The organism is Nitratireductor luteus (assembly GCF_026162365.1).
In the GTDB taxonomy this organism is placed as follows: domain Bacteria; phylum Pseudomonadota; class Alphaproteobacteria; order Rhizobiales; family Rhizobiaceae; genus Chelativorans; species Chelativorans luteus.
The window spans coordinates 99673-113179 of sequence record NZ_JAOANW010000006.1 but is presented as its reverse complement, the minus strand read 5'-3'; the positions used below and the strand labels follow the sequence as shown (position 1 = coordinate 113179).

General features: G+C 60.6%; 14 protein-coding genes. 5 read left to right on the top strand and 9 right to left on the bottom strand.

The window, feature by feature from the left end; genetic code table 11:
• Positions 1-14: 14 nt before the first annotated feature.
• On the bottom strand, positions 15-1274 hold the full coding sequence (locus N1058_RS09460) for a LysR family transcriptional regulator (RefSeq protein ID WP_265517273.1): 1260 nt from the start codon (positions 1272-1274) through the stop codon (positions 15-17).
• A gap of 125 nt (positions 1275-1399) precedes the next feature.
• Here N1058_RS09460 and N1058_RS09455 point away from each other — a divergent pair, with 125 nt between their 5' ends.
• The 4 genes from N1058_RS09455 (at position 1400) to yghX (ending at position 4951) form a co-directional block, all read left to right on the top strand.
• A complete protein-coding gene (locus tag N1058_RS09455) occupies positions 1400-2134 on the top strand; it encodes a PIG-L deacetylase family protein (RefSeq protein ID WP_265517272.1) in 735 nt (244 codons plus the stop codon).
• The gene (locus N1058_RS09450) at positions 2134-2826 is read left to right on the top strand and encodes a 4-carboxy-4-hydroxy-2-oxoadipate aldolase/oxaloacetate decarboxylase (protein WP_265517271.1); all 693 of its coding nucleotides are present in this window, start codon (positions 2134-2136) and stop codon (positions 2824-2826) included. Before N1058_RS09455 ends, N1058_RS09450 begins: the two co-directional genes overlap by 1 nt.
• Complete coding sequence (locus N1058_RS09445) at positions 2819-3880, top strand: 4-oxalomesaconate tautomerase (protein WP_265517270.1); 1062 nt, start codon at positions 2819-2821, stop codon at positions 3878-3880. The genes N1058_RS09450 and N1058_RS09445 overlap by 8 nt, the downstream gene beginning before the upstream one ends.
• A 183-nt stretch (positions 3881-4063) precedes the next feature.
• On the top strand, positions 4064-4951 hold the full coding sequence (gene yghX / locus N1058_RS09440) for a YghX family hydrolase (RefSeq protein ID WP_265517269.1): 888 nt from the start codon (positions 4064-4066) through the stop codon (positions 4949-4951).
• 112 nt (positions 4952-5063) lie between these two features.
• Here the strand turns inward: yghX and N1058_RS09435 are convergent, their stop codons facing one another.
• Positions 5064-5471 (bottom strand): DoxX family protein, encoded by a 408-nt coding sequence (locus N1058_RS09435; RefSeq protein ID WP_265517268.1) that lies wholly within the window; start codon positions 5469-5471, stop codon positions 5064-5066.
• A gap of 638 nt (positions 5472-6109) precedes the next feature.
• Positions 6110-6511 carry a c-type cytochrome gene (locus N1058_RS09430; RefSeq protein WP_265517267.1) on the bottom strand — a complete coding sequence of 134 codons (402 nt, stop codon included), beginning with the start codon at positions 6509-6511 and terminating at the stop codon, positions 6110-6112.
• Positions 6512-6949: 438 nt separating this feature from the next.
• Here N1058_RS09430 and N1058_RS09425 point away from each other — a divergent pair, with 438 nt between their 5' ends.
• Positions 6950-7774: a DUF2189 domain-containing protein gene (locus N1058_RS09425; RefSeq protein WP_265517266.1), complete on the top strand. Its 825-nt coding sequence runs from the start codon at positions 6950-6952 to the stop codon at positions 7772-7774.
• A 38-nt stretch (positions 7775-7812) separates the two neighbouring features.
• Here N1058_RS09425 and N1058_RS09420 read toward each other — a convergent pair whose 3' ends face one another.
• The 6 genes from N1058_RS09420 to N1058_RS09395 form a co-directional block, all read right to left on the bottom strand.
• Positions 7813-8181 carry a cytochrome C oxidase subunit IV family protein gene (locus N1058_RS09420; RefSeq protein ID WP_265517265.1) on the bottom strand — a complete coding sequence of 123 codons (369 nt, stop codon included), beginning with the start codon at positions 8179-8181 and terminating at the stop codon, positions 7813-7815.
• 9 nt (positions 8182-8190) lie between these two features.
• Positions 8191-8913, bottom strand: a complete 723-nt coding sequence (locus tag N1058_RS09415; RefSeq protein WP_265517264.1) for a heme-copper oxidase subunit III family protein — start codon at positions 8911-8913, stop codon at positions 8191-8193.
• A 14-nt stretch (positions 8914-8927) separates the two neighbouring features.
• Entirely contained in the window at positions 8928-9635 is a 708-nt protein-coding gene (locus tag N1058_RS09410) for a cytochrome c oxidase subunit 3 (RefSeq protein ID WP_265517263.1), read from the bottom strand.
• A complete protein-coding gene (locus N1058_RS09405) occupies positions 9632-11407 on the bottom strand; it encodes a cbb3-type cytochrome c oxidase subunit I (protein ID WP_265517262.1) in 1776 nt (591 codons plus the stop codon). Before N1058_RS09405 ends, N1058_RS09410 begins: the two co-directional genes overlap by 4 nt.
• A gap of 92 nt (positions 11408-11499) precedes the next feature.
• Positions 11500-12327: a cytochrome c oxidase subunit II gene (coxB, locus tag N1058_RS09400; protein WP_265517261.1), complete on the bottom strand. Its 828-nt coding sequence runs from the start codon at positions 12325-12327 to the stop codon at positions 11500-11502.
• Positions 12328-12633: 306 nt separating this feature from the next.
• Positions 12634-13362: a GntR family transcriptional regulator gene (locus N1058_RS09395; protein ID WP_265517260.1), complete on the bottom strand. Its 729-nt coding sequence runs from the start codon at positions 13360-13362 to the stop codon at positions 12634-12636.
• Positions 13363-13507: the final 145 nt, after the last annotated feature.

The following is a 13507-nucleotide window of genomic DNA, read 5'->3' as shown; positions in this document are numbered from 1 at the left end:
CGGGTGATGAAGCATTAGGTCAGGCCTCGTACCGCGGTGTGCGAGGCCTTTTTCATTTGCATCCAGGTCATGTTACCGGAGCATATTTCCCTGAGGAGATCCAAGAAGAGAGATTGTGTAGCAGTCGGCGACCAGTCGCGCCTCGTAGTGATGCCGATGGGGCGGTCTGAACCATCGAGCGTGAAGTCCAATGTCGTCAGAACGCCCTCTTCCAGCTCCCCTGCGATCTGGTGCCGGGAAATGATGGTCAGGCGATCACTGCCAAGCAGCAGACCACGGATCAGTATCAGGGAACTCGTTTCGACAATCCTGTCCGGCGCAGGCCGCGCTGCATTTTCGAACAACGCATCGAAATGTTGACGGGTCGGGATATTGGGCGAGGGAGTCACCCAAGGGAATTGAGCGAGCGTATCCGCACCCAGTCGCCTCTTGCCCGCAAGTGGATGGCCGGCGCGCGCGGCTATGGCCAGCCTGTCGACAAACAGTTCCTCCTGCACGACATCGTCCACTGGGAGGGGATCTCTTAGGGCGCCGATGAGAATGTCCATTTCGCCGTAGCGCAGGGCGTGCAACATATCTTTATAGGCACCATCGCGCGCTTCGATCCGGACATCCGGCCGTATCGCGGAAAGATCGTTGATCGCCTTGGGGAGAATGAAGCTGCGCGCCAGGGGAAGGGAGCCGAGGACGATCCGCGCGGTATCGCGACCCAGCAGCATACTGACCTCCTCCAGCCCCTGCTTGAGTTCGGCGAACGCCAGCAACGCGCTTTGGCGCAGGGCATCGCCGGCGTGAGTAGGCTCGAAGCCTTGAGCGGATCTGGTAAAGAGCTGAATTCCGGATATGCGCTCCAAGTCATTGATGGCCCTGTGGACCGAAGGGCGGGATACTCCGAGGTTCCTGGCCGACCAAGAATAATTCCCGGTTTCGCAAAGCGCCAGAAAACACCGTAGTTGAACCGTCGTCAGAAGATGATCGAAGTTCGCAAAGCCGGCGGATTTCGAACGCCCGCTACGCACTACGCGCCGTGCGGCACGGGCCAGGATAAACAGCGCCCGATCCACCCGGGCACGCAGCAATTCACCCGCCTCAGTCAGGAACATGCCGGTGCTCTTGCGCAGAAACAGCGGCGTGCCGATGGCTTCTTCAAGCTTGGCCAGCGCCTGGGTTATCGCCGGCTGGGAAAGGAAGACCTTCCCGGAGGCGGCCGAAATACTGCCGGTAGCGGCAACTTGGGCAAAGGCGCGCAGGTGACGGAGGTTCAAACGGATCACAGGAGGGTCCCTTCATCGAGCCAAAACTAGTGTAGCAAAAACTTATGGGATCGGCGTCCCATTGAAATGGCAATTGCGAGCGAGAGGGGAGAAAAGAAAGCAGTATTTGTTGGAGGAGAGCCGACTTGACTGCGAATAGGACGGCATTGGTGATCAGCGCCCACGCGGCTGACTTCGTCTGGCGTTGCGGTGGTGCGATCGCGTTGCACCAAAAGTTGGGCTACGATGTAACCGTGGCTTGCCTTTCGTTTGGAGAGCGCGGGGAAAGCGCCAAGCTGTGGAAGCAGGAAGGCACTACGCTGGAGAAAGTCAAGGCTGCGCGGCAAAAGGAGGCCGAGGCAGCCGCCAAGGCGCTTGACGTCCACGATATCCAATTCTTCGACTTGGGCGACTACCCGCTGGATCTCGGGGCGGAGGCACGCGAGCGCACGGTGGATCTCATTCGGTCGGTGCAGCCGGCCTTCATGATGAGCCATTCCATGTGGGACCCGTACAATACGGACCATATGAACACGACGAAATTCGTGCTCGAGTGCCGCATGGTCGCGCAGGCCTGGGGGCACAAGCCGGGAGACAAGGTGCTCGGCGCGCCGCAGCTCTATCTGTTTGAGCCGCACCAGACCGAGCAGATGGGCTGGAAGCCCGACGTGTTCCTGGACATCACCGAGGTGTGGGACAAGAAGCGCGCCGCAATCGAGTGCATGGAAGGCCAGGAGCACTTGTGGGCGTACTACACGAATGTAGCGGAGAACCGCGGCAACCATTTCCGCCGCAATTCCGGCGGACAGGCAGGCGGCCGGCCGGCAAGATACGCTGAGGGTTTCCAGTCGGTGTTTCCTCGAACGGTGGATGAGCTCTGATGGCCGGTTCCACGATGGGAGCGGGCGTCGTCGTCCAGCATATCGAGCGTGCCGAGCAGGCCGTTATTGACGGCCTTGGCGAATGCGGAGTCGCTACCGTGCATGAGGCACAGGGTCGGAAAGGTTTGCTGGCAGCCCATATGCGCCCGATCTATTCCGGCGCCCGGATCGCCGCATCCGCGGTCACTATTTCCGCGCCCCCATGCGACAACTGGATGCTCCATGTCGCCATCGAACAGATCAGGGAAGGCGATATGCTGGTGCTCGCCCCCACTTCTCCGTCCGATGCCGGCTATTTCGGCGACCTGCTCGCCACTTCCGCAAAGGCACGTGGCTGCCGGGGTCTTGTGATTGACGCTGGTGTTCGCGATGTGCGCGACCTGACGGAGATGCGGTTTCCCGTCTGGTCGAAGGCAATCTTCGCGCAAGGCACGGTGAAGGAGACGCTCGGGTCCGTCAACGTTCCGGTTGTATGTGCCGGCGAGCTTGTCAATCCGGGCGATGTCATCGTCGCCGATGACGATGGCGTTTGCGTCGTGCGGCGCGAGGAAGCCGCATCGGTGCTGGAAAAAGCGCTCGCCCGCGAGGCCAAGGAGGCGGAAAAACGCGCGCGTTTCGAGAAAGGCGAACTCGGCCTCGACATATACGGAATGCGCGAGCGCCTTGCCGAGAAGGGCCTGAAATATGTCTGACGGCATTCGCGCCATGTGGATGCGCGGGGGTACTTCGAAGGGCGGCTATTTCCTTGCCGACGACCTTCCTTCCGACGCTGCCGAGCGCGATGCTCTGCTGCTTTCGATCATGGGATCACCAGATCCTCGCCAGATCGACGGCATGGGCGGAGCGGACCCGCTGACCTCCAAGGTCGCCGTCGTCGCCAGGTCGGAGCGCCCGGGGGTCGATATCGACTATCTGTTCCTGCAGGTCTTTGTGGATCAGGCGCTGGTGTCGGCCTCACAGACCTGCGGAAACATTCTGGCCGGCGTCGGCCCATTCGCCATCGAGCGCGGGTTGGTGGCGGCGTGTGACGGCGAAACGCCGGTCACGATATACAATGAAAACAGCGGTCAGGTGGCGGTGGCGCGGGTTGCGTCGCCCGGCGGGCGCGCGTGTTACGAAGGTGGGGCGCATATCGACGGTGTGCCCGGGCTGGCAGCTCCCATTCCCATCGAATTCAAGGATACAGCGGGCTCCAGTTGCGGCGCGCTGCTGCCAACCGGACATGCCGCCGACATGGTGGAAGGCGTTCAGGTCACCATGATCGACAACGGCATGCCCTGCGTCCTCATGGCGGCGCGGGACATGGGTATTTCCGGACGCGAGACGCCGGCTGAACTGGAAGCCAATTCTGCCTTGCGCGAAAGGCTGGAGGCGATCCGGCTTGTCTGCGGCAGGAAGATGAATCTCGGCGACGTCTCCGAGCAATCCGTGCCGAAAATGACGATGATTTGCGAGGCGCAAACGGGCGGTGCCATTTCCACGCGAACCTTCATCCCGCATCGCTGTCACAAGGCTATCGGGGTGCTCGGCGCGGTCAGCGTCGCCACGGCCTGCCTGACCGAGGGCTCCGTCGCCTACGAGATGGCCAAGCGGGGCGAAGGCAGAGAACGCAACCTTTCCATCGAGCACCCGACCGGCGAAATGACGGTCATCGCATCACTGGACGAAGTGGGTACTGTTCGATCCACTGCCATATTGCGTACCGCCCGCAAGCTGATGGACGGCATTGTCTTCCCCGCGCCATAGACGGGTGCCGAGGGCCGTTCGTGGGTTGCCGTCAGCCCATGCATCTGTTCGAAGTAAGGAAGAGCCTAGTATAATTTTCAGTTGAACGATGCCGCCTGAGAGAAAAACTTACCGATAAGTAATTTGACGTCCAAATAGCCCGCTTTTAACGTACAATTTCCTCTCGAGCGCTAGGAGATATCCATGAGACGTTTGTCGGCAAAGGACTTTCACCCTGGATTGCTAGAACTCTACGATTACTATGCTCATGGAAAGATCACCAAGCGCGAGTTTCTCGATCGCGCTGCAAAGTTCACCGTCGGCGGCATGACGGCGACAACGATACTGGCGGCGATGAGCCCAGATTACGCGTTGGCGCAGCAGGTGGAGTTCACCGATCCGGACATCGTTGCCGAGTATATCACCTATCCCTCTCCTGAAGGCCATGGCGAGGTACGCGGTTATTTCGTACGTCCCTCGGACGCTACAGGCGCTGTGCCGGGTGTCGTCGTGGTCCATGAGAACCGCGGGCTCAACCCTTATATCGAAGACGTGGCACGCCGTGTTGCGAAGACGGGCTTCGTGGCGCTGGCCCCCGACGGGCTGACCTCTGTCGGCGGCTATCCCGGCAATGACGACAAGGGGCGTGAATTGCAGCGGCAGATCGATCCCGAGAAGCTGATGAACGATTTCTTCGCGGCCATCGAATTCCTCATGGAGCATGATGCGACGACCGCAAATGTGGGCATCACCGGTTTCTGCTATGGTGGCGGGGTCGCAAATGCGGCGGCGGTCGCCTATCCGGAACTGGGCGCGGCGGTTCCCTTTTATGGACGGCAGCCGCGCCCCGAGGACGTTCCGCATATCCAGGCGCCCCTGCTGATCCATTATGCCGAGCTCGACACCCGCATAAACGAAGGCTGGCCGGAGTACGAGGCAGCCTTGAAGGAACACGGCAAGACCTACGAGGCCTATATCTATCCGGGCGTGAACCACGGCTTTCACAACGACTCGACACCGCGATATGACGAAGAGACGGCTGAACTCGCCTGGCAACGGACGGTGGATTGGTTCAGGCGCCATCTCTCCTGAGATCATAGCCCAACCCGAACGCGGGGCTGCCCCGATACGCGACAACCCTTCGGCCCGTGTTTAATAGAAGGTTCAATGCGGGGCGGGGTTGCCTGCCAATTTCCTTTGGGATTCAGCGGGTCGTGCGACCAGTCCCGTTACGTGCTGCATCGACGCTCCACGGCCCACCTCCTGCGAAAAAGAAATACAGGAAGATGAAGCTGAAGAGGATTGCTGCATCGCCTCCATTGTTAACCGGGAAGAAGTTTTGGGGCGCATGCGCCATGAAGTAGGCGACTGCCATATCACCCGACAGGATGAATGCGACCGGCCTTGTAAAGAACCCGAGCGCGAGTAGCACTCCGCCGATCACCTCGAGCCAGCCTTGAACGATCATCAGCGTCGGTAGCGTTCCCGACTCGGCGGCTGCCGGAAAATCAAACAGCTTCTGCGTTCCATGTTCGAGGAAAAGGAGCGCCGACATGATTCGCATGACACTTAGCCATTGCGGCGCCCAGGTCGAAATTCTATCGAAGCTCATTGCGTCACCTCCGTGTTCGGTATCGATGACTCCTTTCTTGATCTGACCTTTACCGTTGATCCCACCCGTCGGGATTGTGCAGGTCGGCCAGCGACCAATAATGCACGCTGGAAGGCTCCAAACCAAGCCCTGTGCACCTTCCCAGTTGCAAGGTGCAATTGCCGTTGCCGCCGGAAGCCGAGCCGGGCCTTCTCGGATTTCTGTGTCGAAAACGGAAGTCTTGCCCCACCTGCGACCTCCAATCGGTCAGGCTGAACCACGGCTCGACGGCCGGGTCGCGGTCGATACGGCGATGATGCCGTCAGCCCGTTCGGCCGGGCGATAGCGGTTCCATCGTTCTGACGAGGAGGGCCATCCATCGGTCTTCTCTTTGCCGGCTCGGGTTCGGCGTGAGCTTGTCTGGGGATCGGCAGCGAAAATATTCGATGAAGGAAGCGGAAGCGATACAGAAGGCCGCGCGGAGGGGCTGACCGGCTCGGAATCTGCCTCAGCCCTAGCAGCGACGACCTGGCTCTGAACGTCTTCATTACCGAGAGCAAAGAAGCCGGCCGCTTGCCGAAGACGTTCGCTGGCCTCGACATCCTCGTCGAGGCCACTGGTTCGGTACGCGCCTTTAGGTAGCCTTGCCGGCGGCAGCTTCAGGGCTTCGGATCAGCCTTCAGATAGGCGATAACATTGGCGATGTCCTCATCGCTCTTCAGGCCTGGGAAGGCCATCGTTCCTTTTGGGATGACCGCTTTCGGGTCACGCAGATACTCCGTCAGGTTCTCTTCGTTCCAGACGAGTCCTTCCTCACCTGCTTGGCGCATACTTTCCGAATAGCGGGATTCGAACGATTCCAGCGAGCCGGCCGTGCGGCCCACCACGCCAAGCAAGCTGGGGCCGACCTTGTTTCGGTCGGTCTCGGCTTCATGGCAGGCCCGGCATCTGTTGAATACCTGCTTGCCCGCCGCCGGATCGCCTTCTTGGGTCAATGCCGCGGTCGGTGCGAGCAACAGGGCTATCAGCCCGGCAGGAAAGATGTGAGAACGCAGTTTCATGGCGACGGTCCCTCCTTGCAAAAGCGGCGCGCCCGTCGGTTTCCTCCCTGCGGGGCGGCCTTCCTAAAAAAGCCATCCTACACCCGATAACGGCATGAACCGGCGGACGGTTCCACAGATCCTAAAGGGGAAACACGCCAAACCCGATCAACAATAGAGCCGCCAGGGCGACTGCAACCACAAGCAACGTTTTTGGGTCCATTGCACGACCTCCCGGCAGCATCGCCGCAGTCCTCCCGAACGCGGCGCGCGCCGTCGACAGGTTACAAAAGAATGCACTACGGCGCCAGCTTGCTCCCATCGGAACGCGAAAACCAAGGACAAGAGCCGTATCCTGTAGTAGTATGCGCACCACGGCAAAGGTTGCGGTATCGCGTGACCAGCCATTCGAGGCAGCGTGTACCGCGACCCACCGGATCTGATCTCGGAGGAGTGGTCATGGCAGGCTTTCACGTTATCGCAGGCGCCCAGAAAACCGTTGCGCATCCCAAGGTGCGCAATGTCGATTTCGCCGACATTCTCGATGCACTTCGCAGTGGTCTGAATGATTTTTGGGACAAGCCGTCCCACTATTTTTTCCTCTGCCTGATCTATCCCGTTGTCGGGGTTATCCTCATCACATGGGCGTCGAGCGGCAACGCGCTGCAGCTGATCTTCCCTCTGATCGCCGGCTTCGCCCTTCTGGGACCTTTCGCGGCAATCGGGCTTTACGAGATCAGTCGCCGGCGTGAACTCGGCATGGACACTTCCTGGAAACATGCCTTCAGCGTGCGCAATTCACCTGCCCTTCCATCCATTGTGGCTGTCGGGGTCATGCTGCTTGCAATTTTCCTGGTGTGGATCTTCACTGCCCAGGCGCTGTACACTTGGCTTTACGGCACCACGGTGCCGGAGGCCATCTTCGGTTTCATCTACGAGGTCCTGACCACGCAGCGAGGCTGGACGCTGCTTCTGGTCGGCAATCTGGTTGGTTTCATTTTCGCCCTGGTCGTCCTCAGCACCACGTCCGTTGCCTTTCCGCTGCTGCTTGACCGGGACGTGGGCGCCTATGCCGCCATCGAGACATCGGCCCGCGTCATGCTGGCCAATCCGCTGCCGGTGCTTCTGTGGGGTTTCATAGTCGCTGCCCTTCTGGTGGTCGGTTCGCTGCCGTTTTTTGTCGGCTTGGCGGTGGTCATCCCAGTGCTGGGTCATGCCACCTGGCATTTCTACCGCAAGACGGTGGTTTCGCCCGGCGGAAAGAAGAAGCGGTCGGCGGAATAGCGCCAGCACTTTTTGCCCGGGCCTGATCCAATTGCCGGTTACCCGCCGTTCGAGAACGCGTTCATGCGGGTGAGCGCGGTGTAGTCGGATTCGATTGCCATGATGGCGACGAAAACAAGCACGGCAATAGGTGGCAGCAGGATAGCGTAGGCCAGCGCCAGCCGCTCCCATACCATGTGCATGAACACGGCAACGATCAGCCCGGCCTTCACGATCATGAAGGCCAGGACCAGCCCCCAGCGCAGATAGCCCTCGAATCCGACATAATCGACCATATAGGAACAGGCGCTGAGCACGAACAGCCAGAACCAGACGACCAGATAGATGCGGATCGGATGCTGCTGGCCCTCGGCGTGCTCCGCAATGGCCGTCTGTGAGTAGCGTGCGTGTTCTGAATGGGAAGCCATGATTGTCCCTCACCACAGATAGAAGAATGCGAAAATAAAGACCCAGACCAGATCAACGAAGTGCCAGTAGAGGCCCATAATCTCCACATGCTCATAGTCGCCGGGTCGGCTGGTGAAAAAGCCTCGCCTGCCGTGATCGTAATCGCCGCGCCAGACCTTGCGCGCGACGATGAGGAGGAAGATAACGCCGAAGGTGACATGGGTGCCGTGGAAACCCGTGATCATGAAAAAGCTGGAGCCGAATTGCGCCGCGCCCCAAGGGTTGCCCCAGGGCCTGACGCCCTCGCTGATCAGCTTGGTCCATTCGAAAGCCTGCATGCCGACGAAGGTGGCACCGAGAAGGGCCGTCAGGACGAGCAGGATCACGGTCATGTTGCGGTTGCGCCGGTAGGCGTAGTTGACGGCGATGGCCATGGTGCCGCTCGACGAGATCAGCACGAAGGTCATGATGGCTATCAGGATCAGCGGAACATCCGCACCGCCGATATGCAGCGCGAAAACCTCGCTGGCGTTGGGCCACTCCACGGTGGTCGACATACGCGCCGTCATGTAGGCAAGAAGGAAGCAGCCGAAGATGAAGGTGTCGGAAAGGAGGAAGATCCACATCATGGCCTTCCCCCACGAAGCGCTCTTGAAAGCGCGCTGGTCCGATGACCAGTCGGCGACGACGCCGCTGAGACCCTCCGGCCGGGTTTGTTCGTCAGGCACACCGTTCAGTGTTGTCTCAGCCATTGCCCGATCCTCCCTCACGTCAGCAATTGCCGGCATATGGCAATCAGGTCCCCCGCCCACCCGGCCAGAAGGACGAACAGGCCGAGCCAGACGAAGAGCAGGAAATGCCAGTACATGGCGCACAGATCGACGCCGAGACCCAGCCGCTCCGTCACCTGCTCTTCGCTCCATGCCATCGCCGCTACGCGGCCGAGGCCCACCAGCCCACCCAGAATGTGCAGCCCGTGCATGCCGGTCAGCAAATAGAAGAAGCTGTTGGCCGCGTTCACATTCATGAAATGGCCGCCGGCCGACAGCTCCTGCCAGGCAACAAGCTGTCCGGCCAGGAAGACGAAGGTTGCAAGCCCCCCCGCGGCCAGTGCGAGCCGTGTCATGTCCAACCGACCCTCGCGCGCGGCATGCACGGCGCATTGCAGAGCGACGCTGGCGAGCACGAGGACGACCGTATTCACCCACAGCACGTTCGGCAGCGGCGGCGCCTGCCAGTCGGCATATTCCATGCGCATGAAATAGGCGCTGGAGAACAGCGCGAAGAGGCTTCCCACAACTGCCAGGAAGATGCCCAGCGCGATTTTCGCGGTCGGCATGCCCGCTACGTCCGTTTCCGGCAGCGCGGTGTGAACGCCATGTTCCAGCCAAGGCTTCGACATCAGCCGGTGGCGTGAAAGCCACCAGAAGGAGAAGCCTGCGACCACCAACAGGAAAACGAGGATGACGCTCATGCCGGCCTCACGCCCGCCCTTTGCGGTCCCGGATCGTTTTGCGCGATAAAGTCCTGCTGCGCGCCAGGGACCGAATAGTCGTAGGCCCAGCGATAGACCACCGGTCGCTCATCGCCCCAGTTGCCATGCGGCGGCGGCGTCGTCGGCGTCTGCCATTCAAGGCTGGTAGCCCGCCACGGATTGCCACCGGCCTCACGTCCGTAGCGCAAGCTCCAGAGCAAGTTGAACAGGAACACCATCTGCGCAAACCCGACGATCAGCGCGGCCACCGTGATGAAGGCGTTAAGCGTGTGCACGGAATCGGTCACGAAGGCGGCGTCGCCGAGCTCCGGATAGCGGCGTGGGACACCCACCAGCCCCACATAATGCATCGGGAAGAAAATGGCGTAGGCACCGATGAACGTCACCCAGAAATGGAACTGGCCCATCCCCTCGTTGAGCATGCGCCCGGTGATCTTGGGATACCAGTGATAGAGAGCTCCGAAGACCACGAGGATCGGCGCCACGCCCATGACCATGTGGAAATGGGCTACGACGAACATGGTGTCGGACAAGGGCACGTCAACCACCACATTGCCGAGGAAAAGCCCGGTAAGCCCGCCATTGACGAAGGTGACGATGAAGGCCAGCGCGAACAGCATCGGTACTGTGAGGTGAATGTCGCCGCGCCACAGTGTCAGCACCCAGTTATAGACCTTGATCGCCGTCGGGACCGCTATGATCAGCGTCGTCGTGGCGAAGAAGAAGCCGAACCACGGATGCATGCCCGACACATACATGTGGTGCGCCCACACGATGAAGGACAGCGCACCGATGATGACAATGGCCCACACCATCATACGGTAACCGAAGATGTTCTTGCGGGCATGGGTGCTGATGAGGTCCGAGACGATGCCGAAGGCCGGCAGTGCCACGATATAGACCTCCGGATGGCCGAAGAACCAGAACAGGTGCTGGAACAGGATTGGGCTGCCGCCGCCATAGCTCAACTGCTGGCCCATCTCCACCAGCGCCGGCATGAAGAACGAAGTGCCGAGCAGGCGGTCGAACAGCATCATCACGCAGGCCACGAACAGCGCCGGGAAGGCCAGAAGCGCCATGACCGTGGCGGTGAAGATACCCCAGACGGTGAGCGGCATGCGCATCAGGGTCATCCCGCGCGTGCGGCCCTGGATTACCGTCACCACATAGTTCAGCCCGCCCATGGTGAAGCCGATGATGAAGAGGATGAGCGAGACCAGCATCAGGATGATGCCGGCACTCTGGCCGCCAGGCGTGCCGGACAAGATCGCCTGCGGCGGATAGAGCGTCCATCCCGCGCCCGTCGGTCCGCCCGGCGCAAAGAAGCTCACGACCAGCACTAGCACGGCCAACAGGTAAATCCAGTAGCTCAGCATGTTGACATAGGGGAACACCATGTCGCGTGCGCCGACCATCAGCGGGATCAGATAGTTGCCGAAGCCGCCGAGGAAGAGTGCCGTCAGGAGATAAATCACCATGATCATGCCGTGCATGGTCATGAACTGGTAGTAGGCCTCCGGCGTGATGAAATCGAACGTGCCGGGAAAGCCGAGTTGCAGGCGCATCAGCCAGGAAAGCACCAATGCCACCAGGCCAATGGCGATGGCCGTGCCGGAATACTGTATGGCGATGACCTTGGCGTCCTGCGAGAAGACATAGGTCGTCCACCAGCTCTTCGGATGGTAGAGCTCAAGCTCGGGCACTTCCGCAGGTGGAACGCCCTGTTCCGCGTGAGGTGTGGCATCAACCATCGCGTCACCTCCTTGTTACATCGCCGCGCCGCAGTTCCTCCCGCCATTAAGGCAGGGGAGGGGATCGGTGCGCGGTGGGGGTCTCATGCAGATCACGGTTCCACTCCGTCCGCCGAACCGAGCGTCGAGGGAGCGGAAAGCTGGGCGAAGGTGGATTGTCCCTCGAGCCACGCCTCGTAGTCCTCATCCGTATCCACAACCACGAAACCGCGCATATAGGAGTGACCCGTGCCGCAGAGCTCGGCGCACAGTACCTCGAAGGTTCCCGTTCTCGTCGGGGTGAACCAGAAATAGGTGATCATGCCCGGAACCATGTCCATCTTGGCGCGGAACTCGGGCACGTAGAAGTCGTGCAGTACGTCGATCGAGCGCAAGAGCATTTTTACCGGCTTGTCTTGGGGCAGATGCAGATCGGCCGCCTCGATCACCACATCGTCCTGACCGTTCGGGTCGTCCGGGTCGATACCTAGCGGGTTCTCGTAGCTGACGAGCCGGCTGTCGGATTTGCCGAGCCGGCCGTCCTCGCCGGGCAGCCGATAGCTCCACTGCCATTGCTGGGCGACGACCTCGACCTCGGTCGCGTCGTCGGGCACGGTGATGAACTGCGACCAGACATAAAGGCCGGGCGCCAGCATGGCCGCTACGCCCACCGCAGTGACAATGGTCAGCCACCATTCCAGCTTCTTGTTCTCGGGATTGTAGTCCGCCTTGACGCCTTCGCGATGGCGGAAGCGGAATACGCAATAGGCCATGAACAGAACCACGGCGGCAAAGACGATGCCGGTGATCCAGAATGTGATGACGAGAGTGTGGTCGATATAGTTCCAGTTGGAAGCGATGGGCGACCACCACCATGGGCTCAAGATATGGAACAATATCGAGCCCACAACCACAAGGACGAGTATCAGCGCAACCGCCATCCTCCGTTCCTCCCGGCCTCCGCGGATCCTCCAACCCGTCGGAAAGCCGCACTCATCATAGACTGAAACGGGGGGAGATTGCCAGAGCCTGGCGATTTCCGGCGGCTCCAACCGCTACCATGACGGAAATGTCGGAGACGAAGACTGGCATCCTATAGTCTAATTCTCCCGAGGCCCCTTGAATTGGGAGTGCTCCTGAGAGCCCAGAGTCATCAGGAAAGCGCGGCCTTGGAAACGTGGAGCGGTTCGGCAAGGCCGGGCAGGGCGGTTATGGTTTGGCGGCTTGGGCGCCTGTTCTTGCCGGGGCTACTCGAAAAAATCCCTATTGGCCTGGATGAGGCTCGACAGGGCGCCGAGGATCGAGCGCAGATGCACCCGCGTCGCAGCCAGCGCTGAGCCGGTGTCGCGCTCGCGGATCGCATTCAGGATCGCACGATGTTCCTCCAGCAAGCAGGTCATGTGCTTGACATCGCTAAGCGAAAACACCCGAAGCCGGTCCAGCGCCGCCTTCTCGCGCACCAGCAGCGTCTCGGCGCGGGCAAAGCCCGTGGCGCGCGCCAGCATGATGTGGAACAGGTCGTCCTGCTCCTGGAACTCCAGCAGGTCGCCGCAGGCGACGCAGCGGCTCTGGGCGTCGAGAATACTGGTCAGCGCGCTTGCTGCCGTGTCGCGCAGGCCGATCTCGCAAAGCCGCTCCACATTCGCCAGTTCCAGCCCTTCGCGGATGAACTGCGCCTCGCGAATGCGCACCTCAGACAGGCGCGAGACATAGTTGCCTCGGCTAGGAAGGGTCACGATCAGCCCGTCGGCGCGCAACTGCGTGAAGGCTTCGCGCACAGGGGTTCGGCTCGCACCGAAGCGCTGGCCGATCTCGCTTTCCGAGATCAGGCATCCCGGCGGCAGCTCGGTTTTCAGAATTGCCGATTTGAGCGCCGAAAAGATCTGCTCGCCGGCCGGCCGGCCCAGGTCGAGCGGTGGAAAGGCGACGGCCAAGAGGTCGGTTGCGGTTTCGTCGGTCCGGGAATTTTCGCTCATGCTTGAGGCTCATTTCCTGTGGTTCCCAGGTTTTGTGAATCCTGGTCGCGCAGACCCGGTATACCGGTATCCTGGACGGTTGACAACCGGCATACTGGTATGCAAGATGATCCTGATCTACGAAACGGGGAGGATATGTTTCCGT